Source organism: Bradyrhizobium sp. CCBAU 11434 (genome assembly GCF_028128895.1).
Classification (GTDB): Bacteria; Pseudomonadota; Alphaproteobacteria; order Rhizobiales; family Xanthobacteraceae; genus Bradyrhizobium; species Bradyrhizobium zhengyangense.
The window spans coordinates 132,034-157,017 of the sequence record NZ_LBJX01000011.1 but is presented as its reverse complement, the minus strand read 5'-3'; the positions used below and the strand labels follow the sequence as shown (position 1 = coordinate 157,017).

Annotated in this window: 26 protein-coding genes; 12 read left to right on the top strand and 14 right to left on the bottom strand. The window is 63.0% G+C overall.

Features of this window, described 5'->3' with window-relative positions; all coding sequences use genetic code 11:
• Positions 1-89 precede the first annotated feature (89 nt).
• The 6 genes from ytfQ to XI06_RS08310 form a co-directional block, all read right to left on the bottom strand.
• A complete protein-coding gene (gene ytfQ / locus XI06_RS08335; protein ID WP_237859186.1) occupies positions 90-1,055 on the bottom strand; it encodes a galactofuranose ABC transporter, galactofuranose-binding protein YtfQ in 966 nt (321 codons plus the stop codon).
• Between the two features lie 313 nt (positions 1,056-1,368).
• Complete coding sequence (locus XI06_RS08330; RefSeq protein WP_271605025.1) at positions 1,369-2,541, bottom strand: fumarylacetoacetate hydrolase family protein; 1,173 nt, start codon at positions 2,539-2,541, stop codon at positions 1,369-1,371.
• Positions 2,542-2,674: 133 nt separating this feature from the next.
• The gene (locus XI06_RS08325; protein WP_237859189.1) at positions 2,675-3,652 is read right to left on the bottom strand and encodes a HEAT repeat domain-containing protein; all 978 of its coding nucleotides are present in this window, start codon (positions 3,650-3,652) and stop codon (positions 2,675-2,677) included.
• A 2-nt stretch (positions 3,653-3,654) separates the two neighbouring features.
• Complete coding sequence (locus XI06_RS08320; RefSeq protein ID WP_008141081.1) at positions 3,655-3,888, bottom strand: 4Fe-4S dicluster domain-containing protein; 234 nt, start codon at positions 3,886-3,888, stop codon at positions 3,655-3,657.
• Positions 3,889-3,919: 31 nt separating this feature from the next.
• Entirely contained in the window at positions 3,920-5,662 is a 1,743-nt protein-coding gene (locus XI06_RS08315; RefSeq protein WP_271605024.1) for a fumarate reductase/succinate dehydrogenase flavoprotein subunit, read from the bottom strand.
• Positions 5,663-5,764: 102 nt separating this feature from the next.
• Positions 5,765-6,538 carry a ferredoxin--NADP reductase gene (locus XI06_RS08310; protein ID WP_237859191.1) on the bottom strand — a complete coding sequence of 258 codons (774 nt, stop codon included), beginning with the start codon at positions 6,536-6,538 and terminating at the stop codon, positions 5,765-5,767.
• A 199-nt stretch (positions 6,539-6,737) separates the two neighbouring features.
• On the opposite strand from XI06_RS08310, the gene XI06_RS08305 reads away from it, so the two are divergent.
• The 5 genes from XI06_RS08305 (at position 6,738) to XI06_RS08285 (ending at position 11,260) form a co-directional block, all read left to right on the top strand.
• Positions 6,738-7,034, top strand: coding sequence for a gamma-butyrobetaine hydroxylase-like domain-containing protein (locus XI06_RS08305; protein WP_237859460.1), 297 nt, complete (start codon positions 6,738-6,740; stop codon positions 7,032-7,034).
• 72 nt (positions 7,035-7,106) lie between these two features.
• Entirely contained in the window at positions 7,107-7,880 is a 774-nt protein-coding gene (locus XI06_RS08300; RefSeq protein WP_237859192.1) for a Crp/Fnr family transcriptional regulator, read from the top strand.
• Between the two features lie 181 nt (positions 7,881-8,061).
• Positions 8,062-9,483, top strand: coding sequence for an ABC transporter substrate-binding protein (locus XI06_RS08295; protein WP_237869861.1), 1,422 nt, complete (start codon positions 8,062-8,064; stop codon positions 9,481-9,483).
• Positions 9,480-10,391: an ABC transporter permease gene (locus tag XI06_RS08290; protein WP_271605023.1), complete on the top strand. Its 912-nt coding sequence runs from the start codon at positions 9,480-9,482 to the stop codon at positions 10,389-10,391. Before XI06_RS08295 ends, XI06_RS08290 begins: the two co-directional genes overlap by 4 nt.
• Entirely contained in the window at positions 10,388-11,260 is an 873-nt protein-coding gene (locus XI06_RS08285) for an ABC transporter ATP-binding protein (protein WP_237859196.1), read from the top strand. The genes XI06_RS08290 and XI06_RS08285 overlap by 4 nt, the downstream gene beginning before the upstream one ends.
• 139 nt (positions 11,261-11,399) lie before the next feature.
• On the opposite strand, the gene XI06_RS08280 is transcribed toward XI06_RS08285, so the two are convergent.
• Positions 11,400-12,458 carry a YeiH family protein gene (locus XI06_RS08280; RefSeq protein ID WP_271605022.1) on the bottom strand — a complete coding sequence of 353 codons (1,059 nt, stop codon included), beginning with the start codon at positions 12,456-12,458 and terminating at the stop codon, positions 11,400-11,402.
• 130 nt (positions 12,459-12,588) lie between these two features.
• The gene (locus XI06_RS08275; RefSeq protein WP_237859198.1) at positions 12,589-12,807 is read right to left on the bottom strand and encodes a hypothetical protein; all 219 of its coding nucleotides are present in this window, start codon (positions 12,805-12,807) and stop codon (positions 12,589-12,591) included.
• Between the two features lie 259 nt (positions 12,808-13,066).
• Between XI06_RS08275 and XI06_RS08270 the strand changes: the two genes are divergently transcribed.
• A complete protein-coding gene (locus XI06_RS08270; RefSeq protein WP_271605021.1) occupies positions 13,067-14,977 on the top strand; it encodes a flavin-containing monooxygenase in 1,911 nt (636 codons plus the stop codon).
• A gap of 10 nt (positions 14,978-14,987) precedes the next feature.
• On the opposite strand, the gene ald is transcribed toward XI06_RS08270, so the two are convergent.
• Positions 14,988-16,103, bottom strand: coding sequence for an alanine dehydrogenase (gene ald, locus XI06_RS08265; RefSeq protein ID WP_237859200.1), 1,116 nt, complete (start codon positions 16,101-16,103; stop codon positions 14,988-14,990).
• A 136-nt stretch (positions 16,104-16,239) separates the two neighbouring features.
• Here ald and XI06_RS08260 point away from each other — a divergent pair, with 136 nt between their 5' ends.
• From XI06_RS08260 to XI06_RS08250, 3 genes are all read left to right on the top strand, one after another.
• The gene (locus XI06_RS08260; protein ID WP_237859201.1) at positions 16,240-16,719 is read left to right on the top strand and encodes an Lrp/AsnC family transcriptional regulator; all 480 of its coding nucleotides are present in this window, start codon (positions 16,240-16,242) and stop codon (positions 16,717-16,719) included.
• Positions 16,720-16,809: 90 nt separating this feature from the next.
• Entirely contained in the window at positions 16,810-19,176 is a 2,367-nt protein-coding gene (locus XI06_RS08255; protein WP_237859202.1) for an Orn/Lys/Arg decarboxylase N-terminal domain-containing protein, read from the top strand.
• On the top strand, positions 19,173-19,751 hold the full coding sequence (locus tag XI06_RS08250; RefSeq protein ID WP_237859203.1) for a GNAT family N-acetyltransferase: 579 nt from the start codon (positions 19,173-19,175) through the stop codon (positions 19,749-19,751). The genes XI06_RS08255 and XI06_RS08250 overlap by 4 nt, the downstream gene beginning before the upstream one ends.
• Positions 19,752-19,754: 3 nt before the next feature.
• On the opposite strand, the gene XI06_RS08245 is transcribed toward XI06_RS08250, so the two are convergent.
• The 3 genes from XI06_RS08245 to XI06_RS08235 form a co-directional block, all read right to left on the bottom strand.
• The gene (locus tag XI06_RS08245) at positions 19,755-19,967 is read right to left on the bottom strand and encodes a hypothetical protein (protein ID WP_237869869.1); all 213 of its coding nucleotides are present in this window, start codon (positions 19,965-19,967) and stop codon (positions 19,755-19,757) included.
• A gap of 130 nt (positions 19,968-20,097) precedes the next feature.
• Complete coding sequence (locus XI06_RS08240; RefSeq protein WP_237869871.1) at positions 20,098-20,538, bottom strand: flagellar basal body rod protein FlgC; 441 nt, start codon at positions 20,536-20,538, stop codon at positions 20,098-20,100.
• A gap of 107 nt (positions 20,539-20,645) precedes the next feature.
• The gene (locus XI06_RS08235) at positions 20,646-21,695 is read right to left on the bottom strand and encodes a hydroxyacid dehydrogenase (protein WP_237859209.1); all 1,050 of its coding nucleotides are present in this window, start codon (positions 21,693-21,695) and stop codon (positions 20,646-20,648) included.
• A gap of 240 nt (positions 21,696-21,935) precedes the next feature.
• Between XI06_RS08235 and XI06_RS08230 the strand changes: the two genes are divergently transcribed.
• From XI06_RS08230 to XI06_RS08220, 3 genes are all read left to right on the top strand, one after another.
• Positions 21,936-22,493, top strand: coding sequence for a thiamine pyrophosphate-binding protein (locus XI06_RS08230; RefSeq protein WP_237859211.1), 558 nt, complete (start codon positions 21,936-21,938; stop codon positions 22,491-22,493).
• A gap of 8 nt (positions 22,494-22,501) precedes the next feature.
• Positions 22,502-23,098 carry a thiamine pyrophosphate-dependent enzyme gene (locus tag XI06_RS08225; protein ID WP_237869873.1) on the top strand — a complete coding sequence of 199 codons (597 nt, stop codon included), beginning with the start codon at positions 22,502-22,504 and terminating at the stop codon, positions 23,096-23,098.
• Between the two features lie 77 nt (positions 23,099-23,175).
• The gene (locus XI06_RS08220) at positions 23,176-23,538 is read left to right on the top strand and encodes a VanZ family protein (RefSeq protein WP_237859215.1); all 363 of its coding nucleotides are present in this window, start codon (positions 23,176-23,178) and stop codon (positions 23,536-23,538) included.
• Between the two features lie 57 nt (positions 23,539-23,595).
• Here XI06_RS08220 and XI06_RS08215 read toward each other — a convergent pair whose 3' ends face one another.
• A complete protein-coding gene (locus tag XI06_RS08215) occupies positions 23,596-23,979 on the bottom strand; it encodes a DUF1236 domain-containing protein (protein ID WP_128952734.1) in 384 nt (127 codons plus the stop codon).
• Positions 23,980-24,090: 111 nt separating this feature from the next.
• On the bottom strand, positions 24,091-24,978 hold the full coding sequence (locus XI06_RS08210) for a 2-hydroxy-3-oxopropionate reductase (protein ID WP_237859216.1): 888 nt from the start codon (positions 24,976-24,978) through the stop codon (positions 24,091-24,093).
• Positions 24,979-24,984 lie beyond the last annotated feature (6 nt).

Genomic DNA, 24,984 nt, shown 5'->3' with positions numbered 1-24,984 from the left:
TATGTTGCGGACGCCCAGCCTATTCGTTCGCGCGACGGTTGCGAAGGGGGTTGCCGGACCACAACGTGTGGTCCGGCAAGACGCCCGCCTCAGTAACCGAGGCCCTTCTTGCTGTCGTATTCCTTCTGGGGATTGTCGGTGGCGGTAAGCAGCCTGGATTCGGTCTGGATCCACTTCGGCGGAACCGTGCCCTTCTCCTTGAAGGCCGCGACGGCGTCGAAGGCCGGGCCGGCCATGTTCGGCGTCAACTCGACGGTGGCATTGGCCTCACCGGCAACCATCGCTTTGAAGATGTCAGGCACTGCGTCGATCGACACCGTGAGGATGTCCTTGCCCGGCTTGAGGCCCGCTTCCTTCATCGCCTGGATCGCGCCGACCATCATGTCGTCATTGTGGGCGTAGACCGCGCAGATGTTCTTGCCACCGCCCTCGGCCTTGATGAAGCTCTCCATGACTTCCTTGCCCTTGGCGCGGGTGAAGTCACCGGTCTGGCTACGCACAATCTTCAGATTGGCGTGCTTGGCGATCGCGGTGTCAAAGCCCTTCTTGCGATTGGCGGCGACGCTGGCGCCGACCGTGCCCTGCAATTCGACGATGTTACAGGCCTTGTCGCCGACAGTCTTGGCCAGCCAGTCGCCAGCGACCGCGCCTTCATGGACGCTGTCCGAGGTGACGGCGGTGAGATAGAGGTCCTTGCCCGAGGGATCGATGTCGCGGTCGAGCAGCACGACCGGAATCTTGGCTTCCTTGGCTTCCTTCAGCACCGCGTCCCAACCGGTCGAGACGACAGGGGCGAGGAAGATCGCATCGACATTCTGCGCGATGAACGAGCGGATCGCCTTGATCTGGTTTTCCTGCTTCTGCTGCGCGTCGGCAATCTTGAGATTGACCTTGCGCTTGGTGGCCTCCTGCTTGGAGACCGAGGTCTCGGCTGCGCGCCAGCCGGATTCAGATCCGATCTGCGAGAAGCCGACGGTCAGTTCTGCGGCATTCGCCGGCAGTGCAAGCAACAACGCGGCGGTGGCGCTGGCCGCAAAAAGGGCTTTGAGGGTCATGAGGCGTGTGTCTCCCAAGTGTTATCAGGGGCGTCCACGGTATCATGACACCCTCAGGCCGGCCTTTAGCGCGGCGGGAGGGACTATTTCACGGAAGCCGGCGTCCGTATAGTCATATTATTTGACTATTTGGAGGAATGATGTGGATGCAAGAGAGCTACACGTCCTGCGCTATTATCTTATGTTATACAATCTAAAGACGACATCCTTTTGACAGGGCGGCGTTGTCATGGCCGGGCCCGTCCCGGCATGACGATTTCATGGAAATTCGCGTCTGCGATCGGTCGCCGCGGGCAGCAGGCAAGCGAAAAGGCTAGATCAGCTTCCGCTGCGCGAGGTTCTTCATCAGCGCCCCGATGCCGAAGGTCCAGGGCTCGCACTCGTCGCTGGTCCGCATGCGGTTGACGAGCTTGCCGAGTTGGGGAGCGGCAATGGTAACGATGTCGTCGCGCTTGTGGGTGAACCCCTGCCCCGGCGCATCGCGATCCTTGACCGGCGCGAACATCGTGCCGAGGAACAGCACGAAACCATCGGGATATTGATGCACCTTGCCGATGGTCTGCGCGACGAGATCGGTCGGATCGCGACTGATCTTGCTGATCGAGGAATGGCCATCGAGGACGAAACCGTCCGTGCCGGTCACGTTCAGGCTGATGTCGAGCTTGCGCGCGTCATCGAGCGTGAAGGTGTCGTCGAACAGACGGAGCAGCGGACCGATGGAGCACGAGGCGTTGTTGTCCTTGGCCTTCGATAGCAGCAGCGCCGAGCGGCCCTCAAAGTCGCGCAGGTTCACGTCGTTGCCGAGCGCGCCACCGACAATCTTGCCGCGGCTCGAGACGAACACCACGAGTTCCGGCTCGGGATTGTTCCAGGTCGACTTCGGATGCAGGCCGGCATCCATGCCGGTGCCGACGGAAGACATGGTCGGCGCCTTGGTGAAGACTTCGGCATCCGGGCCGATGCCGACTTCGAGATATTGGCTCCAGGCGTTCTGGTCGATCAGCACCTGCTTTAGATGCATCGCCTGGTCAGAGCCAGGCTTGAGCTTCGATAGATCGTCGCCGATCAGCCGCGTCACTTCCTTGCGAATGGCTTCGGCCGAGGCCGGGTTGCCCTTGGCGCGCTCCTCGATCACGCGTTCCAACATCGAGATCGCGAAGGTGACACCGGCCGCCTTCAGGGTCTGGAGATCGACAGGCGCGAGCAGCCAGGGCTTCTTTGAATCGCGTCCATCAGGCGCTGTATTGGCGACGATGGCTTCGAGATCGCCGATCCGCTCGCCCTTGGTCGCGGCAAGCGCCTTGGCCGGATCGTCCTCCTCGCAGAGGGCGCTGACGGTCGGAAATTTTGCGGTGACGTCGAAGACGCCGTCAGCGCGCACCGCGACCACGGCCGGACCGTTCGCCTCCGGCAGCCAGACGCGGCCGACCAGCGTTCCCTTCGTTCCATCCTCGGGGAGAAGGTCTTTAACCGTCAAATTCGTCATGGCCGGCGTCCTCGCTGTTTTTCGGATCGGTCACTTTCGCAAGTGGCCGATCCCATTGGCGAAGACAAATAAACGTCTGGCGGGGGAAGTCCATAGCGGCAGGTGCCCCGCCGCTATGTCCCTGCGCTCGCCTTTATGCGCCTGCGCGCGCCTTGCGGGCCGCGATCTGCTGCAGTGCCCAGCGTGCGTTCTTGCGGACATCAGGATCCGCATCGTCGGCGATGACGGCCAAAAAGGCCTCACCGTCGGGATGGGCGATCTCGCCGAGCGCGGCGGCCGCCTCTTTCCGCAAATTCGCCTGGTCATGATTGACGCAATTGCCGATCGGACGCACCGCGCGCTCGACCTTCATCCTGCCGAGGCTGCGGATCGCCTTCAGCCGCACCTGCCAGAACTCGTCGCCGAGCGCGCCAACGAGCTGGTCTGCTGCGAGCGAACCATTGGTGTTGAGACCCAAAGTCTCGGCCGCCATCTCGCGCACCATCCAGTCCGAGTCCTTCAGTGCGCGAGTGATCATCTCGGCAGCAGGCTTCATCTGCGAGAACGCCAGCGCGCTCACCGCAGCGCGGCGCACATGCGCGTCGGGATCGTTGATCAATGCCGTCAGCGCGGGGATGGATTCTTCCAACTTTAGAAAGCCGATCACGCCGATCGCCTGCACGCGAACGGCAGCATCCGGGTCCTGAAGCGCTTCCAGCGCGGGCTTGAGCGTATCCTTGCAGCGCAACTCCTTCAGCGCACGCAATGCGCCCATGCGCACGAAGGCGTGGGCATGCTTGACGAGCGGCAGGATGACATTGGCGCAGGCGGTATCCTTGAACTCGGCCATGCTGTCGGCGGCGGCCGCCGCGACGATCCTTTCCGGATCGACCAACAGCTTCACCAGCGCACCTGCCGCTTCCGGTCCATCGAACTCCCCGAGTGCCATCGCCACCTGCTGGCGCACGCCGGCGTCGGGATCAGCCACCATATTGGCGAGATGCGCAACGGCTGCGGGATCGCCGGAATGGCCGAGCGCGATGATGGCGACGCGGCGCTCAGCGGGATCGGCGGCCTGGAGCCGCTCGTCGGCATCTTCGAGATCGTCGTAAGATTCGAACGGGCTCGACATGATCACCTCAACAGATAGGGAATGTTGACGGTGACGGCGCCCGTCGGACAATCGGCCTCGCAAGGCATGCAGTACCAGCACTCGTCATAGGCCATGTAGGCCTTGCCGGTCATGTCGCTGATGCGCAGCACGTCGAGCGGGCAGACGTCGACGCAGACGGTGCAGCCCTTGTCCGCGATGCATTTGGCGTCGTCGACGACCACCGGAACCGATGTCTGATAGGATGCGAGAGGCATTTGATGTCTCCTGTTGCTCTTGTGCGGTGGATCAGGCGGTGGCGCGGATGCGCTGCTTATCGTAGAGATCCTTCTCGTCGTCGGCGATCGGAACGACGTAGGGCTCCACCGCACGCTTCTCGCTGGTCATCTTGCCGTTCTGCTTCGACAGCAGCGTGTGGCAGAACCAGTTCTCGTTGTCCTTCTCCGGGAAATCAGTGCGCCAGTGATAGAGGCCCCAGCGGCTCTCCTCGCGATAGAGCGAGGCATGCACGGCCATATCGGCGCAATCCATGATCGACTGCACTTCGAGCGCGCGGAGCAGCTCATGCGCGTTGCGCGCGATCATACGCTCCTGCATGTCCTGCCGCGTCTCTGCGAGGCGGCGCATGCCGAGCTCGTATTTGCGCGTGACTTTCGGCGGTTGGAGATAATCATTCACCAGGCGGCGGGTCTTGTACTCGACCTGGTTTGGCGGAATGCCGTCCTCGCGCTTGGTCGGTGCCAGCACGCGGTCGCGCTCCCTGGCGACGTCAGCGGCATCGAACTCGGCAAAGTTGTGATTGTCGGCGAACTCCATCGCGTCGATGCCGGCGACCGAGCCGTTGGTGAAGGCGCCGAGCATGTAATTGTGCGGTACGCTCGCCATGTCGCCGGCGGCGTAGAGGCCGGGGACGGTGGTGCGCGCATTGTCGTCAACGAACACGCCCGAGGCGCTGTGGCCGGAGCAGAAGCCGATCTCGGAGATGTGCATCTCGATCGACTCGCTGCGATAATCGACCCCGCGCCCCTGCTGGAACAGGCCGCGCGTCGGACGCTCGACCTTATGCAGCGTGGATTCGATCTCCGAGATGGTGTCGGGATGGAGGTGCTTGAGCTGGAGGAAAACCGGCCCCTTGCCGGACAGGAGTTCGTTGTAGAATTCCAGCATCATCTGCCCAGACCAGTAATCGCATTCGATGAATCGCGAGCCCTCGTTGTTCGCGGTGAAGGCGCCGAAGGGACCGGCGACATAGGCGCAGGCCGGGCCGTTATAGTCCTTGATCAACGGGTTGATCTGGTAGCATTCGAGGTTCGCGAGCGCAGCGCCGGCGTGATAGGCCATGGAATAGCCGTCACCGGAATTGGCGGCGTTCTCGTAGGTGCCGAACATGTAGCCGGAGGTCGGCAGGCCGAGGCGACCGGCGGCGCCCATACAGAGGATCACGGCCTTGGCCTTGATGACGAGGATCTCGGCAGTGCGGGTGTTGACGGAGATCGCGCCGGCGATGCGACCATCGGACGATTTCAGCAGCCGCGTCGCCATGTAGCGGTTGGAGATCAGGATACGCGCGCGGCGGAGCTGGCGATAGAGCGCCTTCTTCACGGTCTCGCCGTTCGGCATCGGCAGAACATAGGTGCCGATGTGATGCACCTTCTTGACGGCATAGTCGCCGTTCTCGTTCTTCAGGAAGCGGATGCCGAAACTGTCGAGCTCCTCAATGATCTTGTAGCAGTTTTGCGCGTATTTATAGACCGCCTTCTGGTCAACGATGCCGTCATTGGCGATCGTAATTTCCTTGGTGTACTGCTCCGGCGTCGCATAGCCGGGGATGACCGCGTTGTTCAGCCCGTCCATGCCCATCGAGATTGCGCCGGAGCGCTTGACGTTGGCCTTTTCGAGCAGGACGACATTGGCCTTCGGGTTCTTCAGCTTCGCCTTCAGCGCCGCCATCGGGCCCGCCGTGCCGCCGCCGATGACCAGCACGTCGCAGGAAACCTCGGAAAGTCCGTCGACGATCTGATCTAGTGCCATCACTTGCTCCTGGTTCGCCGGTGTCCGGCGCCTTTGCGTCAGATTTGTTCAGCTGGTCGTCCGGCGATAGCAATTAGTTGTCGCCGGGACGCGATTTGCGCCTCAGCGCTCGACGAAGGCCTTTTCGATCACGAAATGGCCGGGCTGGCTGTGATTGCCCTCAACGAAGCCGCGCGCGGTAAACATCGCGGGGAGTTCCTCAAGCATCGCCGGGCTGCCGCACAGCATGATCCGATCCGTCTCGATATCGAGGCCTGTTAGCCCGAGATCGTCGAACAGCTGGTTGGACGCGATCAGGTCGGTGATGCGGCCGCGATTGCGGAACGGCTCGCGGGTGACGGTCGGGTAATAGACGAGCTTGTCGCGGATCAGCGGCCCGAAGAATTCGTGACTGCGCAGGCCGTCGACGACGTGCTCGCCGTAAGCAAGCTCGGAGACCTGGCGGCAGCCATGGGCGAGTACGATAGTCTCGTAGTTCTCGTAGACATCTGGATCCTTGATCAGGCTGGCGAAGGGCGCAAGGCCCGTGCCGGTCGAGAGCAGCAGCAGGCGCTTTCCCGGGATGAGGTTGCCGGTGATCAGCGTACCCGTCGCTTTGCGGCCGACCAGGATGACGTCGCCTTCCCTGATCTTCTGGAGGCGCGAGGTCAGCGGACCGTCCTGCACCTTGATCGAGAAGAATTCGAGCGCCTCTTCGTGATTGGCGCTGGCCATGCTGTAGGCCCGCATCAACGGCTTGCCCTCGACTTCCAGCCCGATCATCGCGAACTGGCCATTCTGGAAACGGAAGCCGGGATCACGCGTTGCGGTGAAACTGAATAGTGACTCGGTCCAGTGCCGGACCGACAAAACCGTTTCCTTCTGAAATGCGCTCATGGTCTCTCCTTCGTGATTGCGCACAGGTTCTCGGAGAGAGCAGAGTCCGGCAATTCGGAAGTGAAACTCCCGGTCGATTAGTTTCACATTTCGCGAGTGGTGATCGAAGATCAGGCACGCGGTCCCGTATGCGCCGGCAATTAGTTGCTATTCGCGCGCGCCCGCGCGTGTAGAACGAAGTCGGAGGTTCGTCATGACCATGACCCTGGTGGTACCGACCGTGGCCGACTATGAAGCAAGCGCCGATCTCGCGACGCTCCTCGTCCGCACCGCGCAGGACGATGCGCTCAGCGTGCCCGCCGAGGCACTCCGCCTCTCCTGCAAATGCGCCCACTGCACCCGCGCCCGCTTCGACGGTCGCTTCCCGGACGCGTTTCCGGGGATCGCGATCACCGAGATCGGCGATCTCGGCTACGGGCTGAACATCTCGTTTTCGGATGGGCACAACAGGGGGATTTACCCTAAACCCTATCTGCTGAGCCTGGCCGGGCGGTAAGCGCCCGTTTGCCCGCATCTGGCACGGACATTGCTCCTCTTTAGAACGATTTGAACGTTCCGGAGGCAGATAATGTTGCAGGCGGCAAGTGCAGTGCGCGGGACCGTCCCCCCGGCAGTTCGGCCTGCGGGCAGTTCCTCGCTGCTGCTGACCGAGAACCAGCAATGGATCGGCGGGCCGCCGCCGCTGATGGACAAGCTCAGCCCCCGAGAGCGGGAGCTGGTGCTAAAGCAGGGCCGGCGAAAGGTGCTCAACCGCGGCCAGACGCTGTTCAGTCAGGGCGGCAAGCATGACGGCATCTGGCTGATCGAAAGCGGTCGGATCCGCGTGTTCTACACCTCCCCGCTCGGGCGTGAGATCACACTGGCCTACTGGCATGTCGGCAATTTCGTCGGCGGGCCCGAAGTGTTCGAGGGCACCGTGCACCAATGGTCCGGTGTCGCGTCCAGCAATTGCAGCGTCGTGCACCTTCCCGGAAAGGAACTGCGGTCCCTTGCCTCAGAGATCCCAAGCCTTGCGATTGGGCTGATCGAGGGCCTCACCTTCAAGGGCAAATGCTATTCGGCGCTGGCGCAGATGCTGGGAACGCGCTCGATCACGCAGCGCCTCGCACATCTGCTGCTGCACCTCGTCGAGCTCTATGGCGTCGAGGATGTCGACGGCCGGGTGATTGCCGCGGCGTTCACCCATGCCGACATTGCCCACATGGTCGGTGCCACCAGACAATGGGTCACGATCAGCCTGAAGCGGATGCAGGAAAAGGGAATCGTCCTGACCAAGCGCTCGCAGATCGTGGTCTGCCGGACCGACGTACTGGAGGAAATGCGGGGCCACGCATCCGACTAAGGGAAATTGGGAGCAAGGCCGGTGCACAGGCAAGCGGCTTTATAGTGCAGGACTGCCCAAGGAGTATGCAATCAACTTTTCCCGGCAACTAATCGACTGCGGTGCTCATTCCGGGTTTGCCCAGCCGATGCCCTCACCCAATCATGGCAACCACAGCACATCCAACCGAATGAGGATGAGAATGGCCCGCCATCTTCCCACACTCTCAATCGCGATGTCGGTGACGTCGCTTGCGCTCTTAACTGCGCATCCGGCCTCGGCGGAAACCGTCACCCTCGGCATCGGAACGCAGGATACCACCACCAACACGGTGACCGCCGGCGTCGTGATCCGGCAGCTTCATCTGCTCGAAAAATATCTGCCGAAGGACGGCAAATATTCAAACATCAAGTTCGAGCTGGAATGGCAGAACTTCACGTCCGGCCCGCCCGTCACCAACGCGATGATGGCCAACAAGCTTCAGATCGGCATGATGGGCGACTATCCGCTGATCGTGAACGGCTTCACCTTCGAGAGCAATCCGGAGAGCAAGAGCCGATTGGTCGGCGTCGCCGCCTACAGCCTCGAAGGCTCCGGCAACGGCATCGTCGTCCACAAGGACTCGCCCTACTACGAACTCGCCGATCTCAAGGGCAAGCTGGTCAGCGTGCCGTTCGGCTCTGCCGCGCACGGCATGGTGCTGAAAGCGATGCAGGACCGCGGATACGGCTCCGACTTCTTCCAGCTCGTCAGCCAGAGCCCTGAGGTCGGCTCCACCAATCTCCAGGAAAAGAAGATCGACGCGCACGCCGACTTCGTCCCGTTCGCCGAGCTCCTGCCCTTCCGCGGCTTCGCGCGCAAGATCTTCGACGGCGTCGAAACCAATCTGCCGACCTGGCACGGCGTCGTCGTGCGAACCGACTTTGCGGAGAAATATCCCGAGGTCGTGGTCGCCTACTTCAAGGCGCTGATCGCCGCCAACCAGTGGCTGCGCGACGATCCCAAGCTCGCGGCCGAGAAGATCCAGGAATGGACCGGCATCAACAAGGAAGTCGTCTACATCTTCCTCGGGCCGGGCGGCAACATGACCACCGACCCAACGATCAAGCCGGCTCTGATCGATGCGGCCGCGACCGACGTCAAGGTACTCCAGAAGCTCGGGCGCATGAAGGAGTTCGATCCGAAGAAGTGGGTCGATGACAGCTACATCCGCAAGGCCTATGCCGAGATGAAGCTCGACTATGACGCGCAGCTTGCCAGCACCAAGAATTACGAAATCTCCGGTGAAGACAGCTTTTGCAAGAAGCCGATCACCGATCCGCGCAAGGCCGGCGAGGTCTGGGTGGATGAGGCCGGCATCCTGCCGTTCTCGTCCGCCGCCTGCACGCTTGGCGCCTATGCCGACTTCAAGGCCAAGGGCAAGAAGATCAACGTTGCTTACGTCTTCGACACCACCCGCGGCATCAAGCTGTTCGCCGACCAGGCCTTCTTCGCAGTCGGCAATGGCGACGTCGCGCCGTTCCTGCTGAAGAAGGACGCGGAGGCTTATGCCGCCAAGATCAGCGGCAAAGTGCTGGGTTTCGACGACGCGGTGAAGGCGGCCGTCAGCGGAGGCAAGACGTGAGCAGTCCCGCCCTCGTCAGACATCCCGAGGACAGCATGCCGGCAACAGCCATCGCCGAGGCGGGCCCTGCGCCCGCCGTCACACCCCCGGTCACACCGCCCTCTTTCGGCACGCTTACATTGCGCTGGTACCGGCTGAACCAGGGCCGCCTGCGTGCGACCGCGATCGGCGTGATCTCGCTGATTACCTTCCTGCTGGTCTGGCACCTGCTCACGACCTATCGCGTCGTGTTCTTCGTGCGCTTCACGAACGTGCCTTCGCCGCTCGCGGTCTATGCGAGCTTCGCCAAGGCGATCCACGATCCTAAATTCCTGATGCACATCGTGCTGAGCTGCCGGCGCATCTTCATCGGCTTTTCGCTCGCCGCTGTTGTCGGCGTGCCGCTCGGCCTGATCATGGGCCGCTTCAAGTTGGTCCACGAGATCATCTTCCCTGTGGCCGAAGTGCTGCGGCCAATCCCGGCGATCGCCTGGGTGCCAATGGCGATCATGCTGTGGCCAACCAACGAGCAGAGCATCGTCTTCATCACCTTCCTCGGCTCGTTCTTCCCGATCCTGGTCAATACGCTGCACGGCATGTCGCTGGTCGATCCGGTGCTGGTCCGCGCGGCGCAATGTCTCGGCGCGCGCGAGCGCTCGATCTTTCGCGAGGTGTATTTTCCGGCCTCGCTGCCGCACATCTTCACCGGCCTTACCATCGGCATGGGCGTCGCCTGGGTATCGCTGATTGCGGCCGAGATGATCTCGGGCCAGTACGGCATCGGCTATTTTACCTGGGAGGCCTATTCGCTGGTTCAGTACGCCGACATCGCGCTCGGCATGATCGCGATCGGCGTGCTTGGTCTCGGCTCGAGCCTGCTGATCCGGGGCGCGGGACATCTGGTGATGCCGTGGAGGTCGACGAGATGAGCGAGATGCTTGCGAGCAAACCGAAGGGCCATATCGAGGTCAGAAATTTCTCCCTCAGCTATGACAGCATCGAGGGGCCGGTTCAGGCCGTCACGGATACGCAGATCCATGTGAATCCCGGCGAATTCGTCTCGATCGTCGGCCCTTCAGGCTGCGGAAAATCGACGCTGCTCAATGCAGTCGCGGGCTTCCTCAAACCCACCACGGGCATCGTCACCGTCGACGGCGAGCGCGTGAACGGCCCCAGCGCCGAGCGCGGCATGGTGTTTCAGCAATACTCGCTGTTTCCCTGGAAGACGGTGCGGGAGAATGTCGAGTTTGGCCTGAAGATGCGCGGCATGGCGCGCTCGCAGCGCGAACGGGCGGCGCGCACGCTGCTCGGACTCGCAGGCCTCGAAGCCTTCGAAAAGCATTATCCGGAGAAACTCTCCGGCGGCATGAAGCAGCGCGTCGGCATCGTCCGCGCGCTCGCCACGGGGCCGAAGGTGCTGCTGCTCGACGAGCCCTTCGGCGCGCTCGACGCGCAGACCCGGGTCATCATGCAGCAGATCCTCACCAATATGTGGCAGCGCCTGAAGATCTCGGTGCTGTTCGTCACCCACGACATCGACGAGGCGATCTTCCTGTCGGATCGCGTCTACTGCATGACCGCGCGCCCGGGCTCGATCAAGGCGGAGATCCCGATCCCGCTGGAACGGCCGCGGCAGCAATCGATGATGATGTCGTCGGAATTCCTGGCTCTGCGTCGCGGACTGATGTCGCTGATCCGCGAGGAGAGCCTGAAGGCGATGGGCGGCGAGATCAACGACCTGGGTATGCAGGGGCTCAACATCGAGCTGCACGGCCATTCGCTGGCGGATGTGATTTGATTTAGCTCGACCTGCCTGCGGAAATGACGGTTTCGTAGGGTGGGCAAAGCGAAGCGTGCCCACCACCTTTCTCAATCAGAACCGATCGTGGGCACGGCGCTTTCGCGCCTTTGCCCACCCTACGGCAGTGTCGCCTTGATCACTTGAACCAGTGCACCAGCGCGATGCTGATGCCGAGCAGCAGCATCAGCGACAGCGTCACCGCGGCCGTCACCCGGCCGCCGACATTGGCGAGCACTTTCACATCGACGCCGAGGCCAAGCGCAGCCATCGACACCACCGTCAAAAAGCTCGTGATCTTCGTCACCGGTCCCACCACCGTGGTCGGCACGATCTCGAGCGAGCGCAATGTCGCCAGCGCAAGAAAGCCGAGGATGAACCAGGGGACGAGGCGGAAGAAGCCGACATTGGTCTTCTTGGCGCCGGTCTGCCAGCGCGAGGCGACGAGCGAGAGGCCGACGACCACGGGACCGAGCATCAGCACGCGCATCAGCTTGACCAGCGTGCCGATCTGCGTGGAGATCAGGCCGGCCGGCACCGTCGCCGCGAGCACCTGTGGCACGGCATAGACGGTTAGCCCTGCGAGAATGCCGTACTGCGTGGCGGAGAGCTGCAGCAACGGGATCAGCAGCGGCAGGCCGAGCACCATCATCACGCCGAGGATGGCGGTAAAGGAAATCGAGGATGCGATCTCGTCGCTGTTTGCGCCGATGATCGGCGCAACCGCGGCGATCGCGGAATTGCCGCAGATGGAATTGCCGCAGGCAATCAGGATCGACAGCCGGGTCGACAGCCCGAGCATGCGGCTCAGACCGAAGGAGACGCAGAGCGCGATCACCACGACTGCGGCGATCGAGGCGAGCAGCGCAATGCCGGAGGCCGCGATGGCGGCAAAGCTGATGGACGCGCCGAGCAGCATGACGGCGACTTCAAGCAGCTGCTTGGCGCTGAAGGCGATGCCGGTCTGCCAGCGCGGCGCCGGCTTCCAGAAACTGCGCAGGGCCATCCCCAGCAGGATTGCCATCACCAGCGCCTCGACATAGGGGTGCTCGAACACGCCGAGTTCGGCCCGCTCCAACAGGGCCGAGACACCCGCCACGGCGATGCACAGGAGAATGCCGGGAATCAGCGCGACGACGCGGCTAGCAGCAGTGGTCGGCTTGGCGTCGGCCGGGCTGGATGCTTGATTCTGCGACACAAATCTCTCCCTGAGGAGAAAGATTTATACGCAGCACTGCTCGGTTGGGGAATAAGTTTTCGACATATCAGGGCCGAGGTAAGTTTGATCCTCGACGTGGAATAATCTGGCTCAGAACAGCAGGTCGGTCTTAGAAGAGCAGATTCTTGGCCAGCGAAGCCACGTGGCTGAAGCTGTCATAGACGCCGGGCTCGAAGAACGCCGCACGCGCAAGCACGATGCCTGCGACCAGCGTCCAGAACACACCCGTGCCGGCCCGCAGCAGCAGCTTTGACGCGCGGGACTGCGGCTGGCTGTCCGTTGCGGACACCAGTTGCTCGCCGAAGGGCTCAAATCCAGTGCGTTCCATGGCCGTCAATCCACCAATTTCTGGATGGAATGTCGTCGTTTCGGCCCAAAACGGCAATGGAAGCGATTGGCGTTTTTGACCCCTTGAGGGGAAACTCCTTCCGCCGGACCATCCTGCGGCAATAGTTTTCTTCTTTCGCCCTATTTGGGCACCGGAGCCGGGGCCCCGAGGTCGGCCGCGTGGACGATTCCATCCGTGTCGACTAGCCTGCCGTCGCCCGCAGGTCCGTTGCTGGATCGCCGGAGATCAGAAGAAGACGATGAACATCGAGTCTCCCCGCAAGCCCCTCGACCTTGCCTCGGCCATGGCGGAAGCCGACATCCGCTGCCTCCTCATGGTGCTGGTGCACATGACCGGGGACGAGCGCTGGCTCGGACCGCCGTACCTGCCCAAGCGCGACATCCGCTTGATCCCCGATCCCGAGGCTGGCGTCCCCCGGGAGATCCAGGACGAGATCCGCGCCGCCGTGGTCGCGCTCTTTGCCGACGGCACGCCCACACCCGTCATCACTGATCCCGGCGAAGAGATGCTGCTCAAGATGATGCGTGCCTGTCTCGGCGAGAACGTCGCGCCGGAATATGCGCCGCTGATGCGCGAGGAGATGGGCTTTGTGTCGCGCGAGGCCCGATGGACCAAGCGGCCAGCGGACGAAAAGCTCACGGCGCAGCATGTGCTGGTCGTCGGCGCCGGGGTCTGCGCCATCGCGCTGGGAGTGGCGCTCGGCCATCTCGGCATCCCCTACACCATCGTCGAGAAGAATGCCGAGCTGGGCGGCACCTGGTGGATCAACCGCTATCCCGGCTGCGGCGTCGATACGCCGAACCACTCCTATTCCTACTCGTTCGGCTCGGGCAGTGCCTGGACGCGCTATTTCTGCCAGCGCGAGGAGCTGCTCGGCTATCTCCTGAAAGTCGCCGATGAATACGGCATCCGCGAGCATCTGCGCGTCAACACTGAGCTGACGGCATCGCGCTGGGATGACAACAAGCGGCGCTGGATCTCGACGCTCAAGACAAGCAACGGCGAAGAAACCTTCGAATCCACCGCGCTCGTCTCGGCCATCGGCCAACTCAACGATCCCTCGCGCGTGCACTTCAAAGGCGAGGAGGGGTTCAAGGGAACGATCCTGCATTCGGCGCTATGGTCCGATAACATCAACCTCGACAGCAAGCATGTTGCTGTGATCGGCACAGGCGCGACGTCGATGCAGCTGGTGCCGACGATCGCTGATCGCGTCGCCTCGGTCACGGTGTACCAGCGCAGCGCGCAATGGGCGCGGCCGGTGAAGGGCTATGCCGATCCGATCACCGAAGGCGCACGCTGGCTGCTCGCACATCTGCCGTTCTATGTTCAATGGTACCGCTTCAACATGTTCTGGCGCTACGGCGACGGCCTGCTGCCGTTCCTGCGCAAGGACCCGGCCTGGCCGCATCCGGAGCGCGCCGTCAACAAGGGCAACGACCGGCACCGTCAGGAGCTGACCGACTTCATCCTTTCAGAGCTGAAGGACCGGCCCGACCTGATCGCAAAATGCGTGCCGACCTATCCGCCCTATGGCAAGCGCATCCTGCTCGACAACAACTGGTTCAAGACGTTGGCGCGAGACAATGTCGAGCTGGTCACCGATGCGATCGACCACATAGACGAAAGCGGCATTGTCACTGTTGACGGCACGCACCGTCCCGCCGACACCATCGTGGTCGCCACGGGTTTCAAGGTGACGGAGATGGCGGCGCGCCTTAATATCACCGGCCGCGACGGCAAAAATTTGCGCCAGGCCTGGGCCAACGACAACCCGACCGCGTTTCTCGGCCTCACCGTGCCCGATTTTCCCAACTTCTTCTGCATGCTCGGGCCCAATTCCGGCCCGGCGCATGGCGGCAGCGTCATCTTCCAATCGGAATGCCAGAGTCGCTACATCTCGGCTTGCCTCGTCAAGATGATCGAGAACGACCTCGCCGCGATGGACGTCCGCCGCGAGGTACTCGACGACTATGTCAGCAAGGTCGATGCCGAGCACGAGGCAATGATCTGGACCCATCCAGGCATGAGCACCTACTACCGCAACTCAAGCGGACGCGTGTTCTCGGCGATGCCGTGGCGGTTCGTGGACTACTGGCGCATGACACACGATCCGGACATACGGCAGTACAGACTGACGAAAGCGTAGGGTCGCGGCTCTACGCCGCGAGCCCGCTTCCCACCGGCGCAAATTCCAGCCCGAGGCTTTCCGCGACCGCCTTGTTGGTGATACGGCCGCGATGCACGTTCAGCCCGTTGCGCAAATGCGGATTTTCCAGCACCGCGGCAAAGCCCTTGTTCGCCAGCATCAGGCCGAACGGCAGTGTCGCATTGTTCAGGGCCTGGCTCGACGTCACCGGCACCGCGCCTGGCATGTTGGCCACGCAATAGTGCACGACGCCGTCGACCTCATAAGTCGGCTCCGCGTGCGTCGTCGCATGCGAAGTCTCGAAACAGCCGCCCTGGTCGATCGCGACGTCGACCAGCACCGCGCCCGGCCGCATCGATTTCAGCATCGCGCGCGTCACGAGCTTCGGCGCGCTCGCGCCCGGTACCAGCACCGCGCCGATTACGACGTCGGCGCTGAACACTTCCTCTTCGACGGACTCGATCGTCGAGAAGCGCGTGCGCACACGTCCGGCGAAGAGATCGTCGAGCTCGCGTAAGCGTGGAATCGAGCGGTCGATTACCGTGACTTCGGCTCCGAGGCCTGCAGCCATCCGTGCGGACTGCGTTCCCACCACGCCGCCGCCCAGCACGACCGCGCGCGCCGGCTGCACGCCGGGCACGCCGCCAAGCAGCAGGCCACGACCGCCGGCCGACCGCTTGAGCGCGGCGCCGGCGGCCTCGATTGCGAGGCGGCCGGCGACTTCGCTCATCGGCGCGAGCAGGGGGAGGTGGCCGGCCGCGTCGGTGACGGTTTCATAGGCGATCGCAGTGCAACCGGAGGCGAGCAAGCCCTTGGCCTGTTCCGGATCCGGCGCGAGGTGGAGATAAGTGAACAGGATCTGGCCTTCGCGGAGCTGGGCCCATTCGCCCTTCTGCGGCTCCTTCACCTTCACGATCATCTCGGACTTGGCGAAGATGTCGCTTGCGCTCGCCGCAATGGAGGCCCCTGCCCGCTGGTACACCTCATCGGACGCGCCGATGCCACTGCCGGCGCCGGTCTCGACCGTCACCTGGTGCCCGGCCGCGATATATTCGCGGACGGCGCCCGGGGTGAGCCCGACGCGATATTCCTGCACCTTGATCTCCTTGGGCACACCGACACGCATCCTGCTGGCCTCCTTTTGATTCCTTTTGAGATCGTAGCGAGGTGGCCGGTTTGGTTTCGTGCAAATATCCGCTAGCTTGGACCTTCCCGCGCCGGTTTCGGTCGCGGAAGTGCCCATTCACGCCGGAAACGAAACCTTGGCCCTCGACCGCAAAGACCTCGCCATTCTCGCGGAACTCACGACCAATGCGCGCGCCAGCCACACCGAGCTTGCCAACAAGGTGGGCCTGTCAAGCACAGCGCTCGCGCGACGGCAGAAGGCGCTGGAGGATGACGGCTACATTCAGGCCTATCAGGCCGCGCTCGACCTTACCCAGTTCGGCCTCACCACGACGGTGCTGGTCCGCATCGCGCTGGAGAGCCAGAGCGACGAGGCGCTGAAGGCGTTCGAGGCGGAGGTGGTGAAGTGCCCTTCCGTTGTGCGTTGCTTCCTGATGTCGGGCACCGACGACTACATCCTGATCGTGCTCGCCCGCGACATCCAGGATTTCGAGCGCATCCATCGCACAGAGCTGTCGCGCCTGCCGCGCGTCGCGCGGGTGCAATCGAGCTTCGCACTGCGCGAGGTCGTCAACCGCGCCGTGCCAACCGTGGTGTTCGGCGAGACGAAGCGATAGAGCACGTCCTGCGCTCGATTGCCGCCACTGTCATAGAACTGTCATCGAATGTGCAGAGACCTGTCTGTCTCTGCACATTCGGGACATGCCATGGACTATTTCAAGCGCTTCAACTTCCTGTTCGCCGCACCTGTGTTCGACGCCGACGACCTGGAAGGTCTCCGCTTCAACCAGATCATCGAGGAGATCCAGCGCTCGGGCTTCGAGGTGGTCCGGGCCCGCAAGCTGGAAGACGCCGAGATCGCGGTGCAGACCGATGCCGCGATCGGCTGCATGGTGGTGGACTGGGGCAAGAAGGGTCTTGAGGGCAAGACCTCGGCGCTGATCAATTTGATGCGGCGGCGGGGTCTCGATTTCCCGATCATTCTTTTGATCCGGCGCAAGCGCTTCGAGGATTTGCCGGTCGAACTGCTCGACTTCATCGATGGCTATGTCTTCCTGTCGGAAGAGACCCCGCCCTTCATCGCCAAGAACCTGATCAGCCGGCTGAAACAATATGCCGAGACGCTGAAGACGCCGTTCTTCGGGGCGCTGGTCGATTATGCCGAGGAAGGCAACCAGCTCTGGACCTGTCCGGGCCACAATGGCGGCGTGTTCTACAACCGCAGCCCGATCGGCCGGGTGTTCGTCGAGCATCTCGGCGAATCCGTGTTCCGCGACGACCTCGACAATTCTGTGCTCGACCTCGGCGACCTCCTCACCCATGAGGGACCGGCGCTGAAGGCGCAGAAGGAGGCGGCGCAGATCTTCGGCGCGGAAAAGACCTATTTCGTGCTCAACGGCACCTCGACCTCGAACAAGGTTGCGCTCGGCGCGCTCGTCACCGACGGCGATCTCGTGCTGTTCGACCGCAACAACCACAAGGCCGCCCATCACGGCGCGCTGATGATCGGCGGCGGCATCCCGGTCTATGTTCCCACCATTCGCAATGCCTGGGGCCTGATCGGCCCAATGCGCTGGGATATGCTCGACGAGAAGGCTCTGCGTGAGACCATCCGCAATCACCCGCTGGTGACGGACAAGGACGCCTGGCGCAAGGAGCGGCCGTTCCGCGTCGCTGTGGTCGAGCAGTGCACCTATGACGGCACGATCCACAATGCCGAAATGATCCTGAAGCGCATCGGCCATCTCTGCGAATACATTCTGTTCGACGAGGCCTGGGCCGGCTTCATGAAATTCCACCCGCTCTATACCGGCCGTTTCGCCATGGGTCTCGCCAACCTTCCGCCGGAGGCGCCCGGCATCATCGCGACGCAGTCGACCCACAAGCAGCTCGCGAGCTTCTCGCAGGCCTCCCAGATCCACATCAAGGACCGCCACATCCGCGGCCAGAAACGGCGCGTCGAGCACCGCCGCTTCAACGAAAGTTTCATGCAACACGCCTCGACCTCGCCGTTCTATCCGCTGTTTGCCTCGCTCGATGTCGGCGCGCAGATGATGAAAGGCCGCTCCGGCGAAGTGCTGTGGGACGACACGATCCGCCTCGGCATCGAGCTGCGGAAAAAAATCCGCGCGATGCGCCGCGAGTTCGAGGAGAAGGAGCAGAATTGGGACCGGCGCTGGTTCTTCGAACCGTTCGTGCCGGATCGAGTCGCCATCCCCGATGTCAGTCGCCCAGGCGCTGCGCACAACGTCGCCTGGGAGACGCTGTCGACCGACGAGCTCGCCACCAATCCCGCGCTCTGGCAGCTCGGTCCCGACAGCACCTGGCACGGCTTCCCCGGTATGGCCGAGGGCTTTGCCATGACCGATCCGAACAAGCTGACGCTGCTCACTCCCGGCTTCGACCGCACCACCGGCGCCTATGCCGAGCACGGCATCCCCGCCCCGGTCGTCGCGCAATACTTACGCGAAAACCGCATCGTGCCCGAGAAGAACGACCTCAACTCCCTCCTCTTCCTGCTGACCCCCGGCGTCGAGGCGAGCAAGGCTGGCACCTTGATCTCCGGTCTCGTCGCCTTCAAGAAGCTACACGACGACAATGCGCTGCTGGGCGACGCGATTCCGGAATTCTACCAGCGGCGTCAGGCGCGCTATGCCGGCGTGCGGCTACGCGACCTCTGCGCCGAGATGCACCGCTTCTTTCGGGATGCCAATGTCAGCGCCCTCCAAGCACGACAGTTCATGCCCGAGCACATGCCTGAGATCGCCATGTCGCCGCGCGATGCTGCCCGCTATCTGTTCAAGAACGACGTCGACTATCTGCCGATTGAGGCAATCGCCGGCCGCATCGCCACCACGCCTTTCGTGGTCTATCCGCCCGGCATCGCCACCATCGTCCCCGGCGAGCGGCTGACGGAACGGGCCAAGCCCATGATCGATTATCTCAAGATGTTCGAGACCTGCTTCAATACCTTCCCAGGCTTCGATGTCGAAATCCAGGGCGTCTACAAGGAGATCGATGCCAAGGGCCGCATCGGGCTCTATACCTACGTCGTTGCCGAGCCGAGCCGATGAACGAGACAGCGATTGCACGCACCGACGACGAGCCGGTCCTGATTCGGCCGTCACGCGAGAGCGATGTCGAGGCGATGCTGGCGATCTATCGCCATCACGTCCGCAATGGCGTGCCCCGCGACGTCGAGGGAACCGGCGCGCCGGAGCCCGACGATCTTCGCGACCGGCGCAGGAATTTGAAGCAGACCCGCCTGCCGCATCTGGTCGCCACCTGGCGCGGAGAGGTCGTCGGCTATGCCTATGCAGTGCTGTTTCGCAAGCGCCCGGCCTATCGCTACACGGCCAAGCACTCCATCTACGTCCACCACGACCATCTCGGCCGCGGCGTCGGACGGCTCCTGCTCGGGGCAATGATCGATACGTGTGCTGCGGCGGGTTTCCGCCAGCTGATCGGCTATATCGATGCTGACAACGCACCCTCGCTGGCATTGCACGAAAGGTTCGGTTTCGGGCGCGCTGGGCTGCTCTGCGGCGTCGCCTATCGCCACGGCCGCTGGTCCGACACCGTCATGGTGCAACGTTCGCTCGGCGCGGGGACGACGGCACCCCCGCCTGTCACGGCACCGGGCCGCTAGCCCTCACGACGGAAAATCGGACGGTCTGACCTGGATGCGATCGGCATGCAGCGACCAGTGATGCAACGCCTGGTCCTTGCAGAATTTTGCCTTCGCCCGCTCCGTGGCCTCGATCTCGTCGATAGCGTCGATCTCGAGCGTACCCTGACAAACTTCGCTCTGCCGGCCGCACTCCCCGAGCACGTCCTTCATGAACCTGACGACAAAAGTTGACATGGGACCTCCTGCTGCCCCGGCAGCACTTTAATCCCATTTAGGCCGGATGGGGGAGGAAGATTTTGAGCTGGATCAAGGCAACGCGTCGGTTCCTGCCACCGATGCGTCCGTCGATACCGTCCGTCAGCAATCACGCCATGATGTCGAGCAGGGACTTTTCCGTCTCGGAATAGGCCTGAATGACCTTGGCGTTGGCCATGAAGCTGTATTTTGCGGTCGCCAGCTGGACGAATTGGTCAGCAAGATCGACGTCAGGCGCAGCGACCAGGCCGTCCTGGTTTGCGAAGGGAGCGCTTGGGTCGGATTGTGCGGCATAGCTCGGCGACACCGTCGACACGGTCGCGGCAGTACCGCCCGGCGTCGAGCCGCTCGATTGAGAGACCTGATCGACTCGCAGCGGCACATAGGCTGCGGGATAAGTCGAACTCGTGCTCGAACTGCCGCCACTGCCCGAACCGCTTGACGCGGGCAGCGGCCCAGTCGTGCGGACATTGGCAATGTTGCTCGCGGCTACGTTCGCGCGCAGGCTCGCCGCAGACAGTCCTGACGTCGCAATCGAGAGGATGCTCATGGACCCTGATCTACAGGACAAGTCATACGCGTTCACTGACGTAATCGGTAAAATCCGTCGCGTTCTGTTGTCATCCAGGTAACCTGCGCCGGCAGCGCTTCACGCCCCTACCCCGGCGTCACGCCAAAGGCCTGCCTGAAGCGCTCGGCATAGACGGGCCAGACCTCGGGATTGATGATGCGCGGCGGGCGTTTGCCGTCGAGCGTCTCCAGCACCTGCTCGGCCGCGATGCGACCCATGTTCTGGCGCGCTTCGATCGTCACACCCGCGGTGTGCGGGCTCGCCAGCACGTTGTCGAACTGCAGCAGCGGATGCTCCGGCGGCGGCGGCTCCTTGGACCAGACGTCGAGACCGGCACCGGCGATGCGCTTGTCGCGGAGCGCCTGGAGCAGCGCATCCTCGTCGTGGATGAAGCCGCGCGCAGTGGTGATGAAATAGGCGTGCGGCTGCATCAGGCCGAATTCGCGCACGCTGATCATGTTGCGGCTGCCCTTGTTCAGCGGGCATGAGATAGAGACGAAATCGGCCCGACGCAGCAATTCGTCAAGCTCGACCTTCTCGCCGCCCCGCTCGGCCATCACCTCCTTCGAGAGGTAGGGATCGTAAGCCAGCACCTTCATGCCGAGCAGGCCCTTGCAGAGCGCGGCGATGCGGCGGCCGACATTGCCGAGACCGATGATGCCGACGGTCTTGTGCTCGACCTCGTTGCCGACGAGCTCGTTCCGATTGACATTGGCCTCGCGGCGCAGCCGGCGATCCGACTGGATGATACGCTTGGACAGGGTCAGCATCATCGCCAGCGCATGCTCGGCCACCGAATGCGCGTTGCCGCCGGACTGGTTGACGACCAGCACGCCCGCATCCGTGCAAGCTTCGACGTCGACAGGGTCGAAGCCCGCGCCGTTGCTGGAGACCAGGAGCAGGTTTGGGGTGCGCTTCAGGAGGGCGGCGTCGACATGGAAATGCGGCGCCAGCTCGTCGCGCGCGGCACCGATCTGATACACATGCGCCGCGCCCAGGATCGGGGCGTAAAAATCCTCGGGGCTCTCGTTCTCGATGCGGTCGAGCCGCACGTCGGACCGCGCCTTCAGGATGTCGATGTACACAGGGTTGGCCAGGTATTTGACGTAGAAGACACGCTTGCTGTTGACCGACATCAGGACCCTTCCGGCTCTCTCACGGAGGTTCGCAAGGTCAGCGCCACGCGCGCCCCTCTCCTGGCGTTCCTCCTGTTCCTCATTATCCCGCTTATGGCATGGCGATGCCGGCCACGGCAGCCCGTCTGGCGCAGATCACGGTGCTGGCCTGGACATGTTGACAATCCCGTCCGCTCCGTCAAGTTCGACAAACGCCACGACGGCCAAAGAAGAAGCATGCGCGGCGCAAGGGAGAACGCAATGGCTGGTGCGGAGCAGCATAGTTCGATGCAGGCATCCGGCGACAAGAGCTGGCATGGCATCGTCCTGCAAACCCTGAAGCGGAACGAGATCAGCCTGATCCCCTACGTGCCCGACCGGGTGTTGACGCCGCTGATCAAGAATCTGCACGCCGATCCTTTCTTCACGACCTTTGCCACCGCCCGCGAGGAAGAGGCCGTCGGCATCGTCTCGGGCGCCTGGATGGGAGGCCGGCGGGGCGCAGTGCTGATGCAGACCTCGGGCTTCGCAACGCTGGCCAACACGCTCGCCTCACTCGCGGTGCCCTACCAGATCCCGCTGATCATGTTCGTATCCGAGCGCGGCACGCTTGGCGAATTCAATTACGGCCAGTCGCTGGTCTGCCGCACCATGCGCCCTGTGCTGGATTCGCTGGCGCTGGAGCACCACACCATTACCAGGCTCGACGAGCTCGAATTCATCGCCGACCGTTCGATCAAGCAAGCCGTCACCACACAGGCACCGGTGGCGCTGATCCTCAACCCGCTGCTCACGGGCGGCAAGGTCTTCGACAAGTGAGCGCCGCCATGGACACGCGCAACACCAAAGTGATGAACCGGTTCGACATCACCTCGCGCCTGATCGCAAAACTAAAGCACGAGGAAGCGGTGATCGGCGGCATCGGCAACACCAATTTCGACCTCTGGGCCGCCGGCCATCGTCCGCAGAATTTCTACATGCTGGGCAGCATGGGGCTCGCCTTCCCGATCGCGCTCGGCGTGGCGCTGGCGCAGCCCGATCGACGCGTCTTTGCTTTGGAAGGTGACGGCTCACTGCTGATGCAGCTCGGCACGCTCTCGACGATCGCGGCCTTGAAGCCGAAGAACCTCATCATGATCGTCATGGACAACGGCATCTACCAGATCACTGGAGCGCAGCCGACGCCGGCTGCGGGCGTCGCCGATCTGGTCGCGATTGCACTGGGCTCGGGACTCACCAACAGCGCATGGGCCGCGGACGAAGAGGATTTCGAACGGCTGGTCGACCAGGCCATGTCGGTTGACGCGCCGAGCCTGATCGCGCTGCGCATCGACGACAAACCCGGCGTCGGCACCACCCGCCGGGATCCCGTGCAGATCCGGGAGCGCTTCATGCACGGCCTCGGCGTGCGCGAGCCGCTTTAACATTTCGTCATTAACTACACGGCGATCTGATCCGCATCCCGAGACAGGCCTCGGCCGATCCGTGCTAAGCGGTACGGATGTCCATTCTTGTTCGCGCCTTTGCCTGGCTGCTCGCCGCCGCCGTGACCTTTGCAACGCTCGGGCCTCCGAGCCTGCGTCCCCATTCCGACCTCAGCCAGGACGGCGAGCATGCGCTTGCCTTCCTCCTGGTCGGGCTGGCCTTCGGCCTCGCCTATCGGCAGCGCCGCCTGTCAGTGGCGGCCGTCGCGGTCGTGCTGATTGGCTTGCTCGAACTGATGCAGCTCTGGGCGCCCGGACGCCATGCGCGGCTGGAGGATTTTCTCGTCGATGCCGGCACTGCCTGTATCGGCTTCGCGCTCGCGGCCGTCATCGATTGGGTCATGACCCGGTTTCGGGCAGGCTCGGCCCTGACAAGTTGAGGCCCTGCACAGCGACGCTCCGCAGGGCCCTTTTTCTTCAAAATCCTTATCGCGCCATCAGTCGATGATCTTGATCACCCGGCGTGTGCGCGGCTCGACGATCACGCGGCGATCATTCACCACGGCGTAGCGATACTGGGTGTAATTCGGTACCGGACGCAGCACGACGGTCGGGGGTAGCGGCTCACCTACCACGACGCGCTCCTGGACCACGACAGAATCATCGCGCGGGATGCCGCCGAGGATCGCATTCGGAATTTCGAGGCCAGCGCCGACTGCCGCACCCACGGTACCGCCAACCATCGCGCCGATTGGGCCGCCGACTTCGCCGCCCGTGCGTGCGCCGTTCCTGGCGCCTTCTTCGGTCGTCGACTGAGCAAAGGCTGCACTCGACGCCAGCAGCGACGCAGCAGCCAACGAGATCACAAGACGGGTCTTCATATCCACGCTCTCCAGTGTTGTTGTGCGCCATCAACCGCGGGGCCGGAGCATTGTTCCGGTTCCCGCGTGATGAAACCCACATCAACACCGCGACTGTTACCGCGTAACAATTCAGGCTGCGGCGATCTCGTGACCCGCCATCAGTTCCAGCGCCCGTACCATGGCCGAATGATCCCAGCCCTTGCCGCCATGCGCGGTACAGGACGAAAACAATTGCTGCGCGACCGCCGTGCTCGGCAGTGAGAGGCCGAGAGCGCGCGCGCCTTCGAGCGCAAGGTTCAGATCCTTCTGGTGCAGTTCGATTCGGAAGCCCGGATCGAAATTGCGCTTCACCATGCGCTCGCCATGCACTTCGAGAATCCGCGACGAGGCAAAGCCGCCCATCAGCGCCTTGCGCACCAGCGCTGGATCGGCACCGGCCTTGGAAGCGAACAGCAGCGCTTCGCTCACCGCCTCGATCGTCAATGCCACGATGATCTGGTTGGCGACCTTGGTCGTCTGGCCGTCGCCATTGGCGCCGACATGCGTGACGTTCTTGCCCATCTTGTCGAAGATCGGCTTCATGGTGCCAAAGGCGCGTTCGGGTCCGCCGACCATGATGGTGAGGCTCGCCGCCTTGGCGCCGACCTCTCCGCCCGACACCGGCGCGTCAAGATAATCCGCGCCGAGCGCCTCGATCTTCTTCGCGAACTCCTTGGTCGCCAGCGGCGAAATCGAGCTCATGTCGACGACGATCTGGCCCTTGGAAATGCCGCTCGCGACACCGTCCTTGCCGAACAGCACCGCCTCCACATGCGGGGTGTCAGGCACCATGATGATGACGACATCCGCCTCCTCCGCGACCTCCTTGGCCGATTTGCAAGGGACGCCGCCAGCCGCGATCAGCTCCGGCCCGACTGGCGCGACGTCATGCAGGAATACGCGATGGCCCGCGGCCAAGAGATGGCCGGCCATTGGCCGCCCCATAGTGCCAAGTCCGATGAAGCCGATGTCGATCATGTCTTG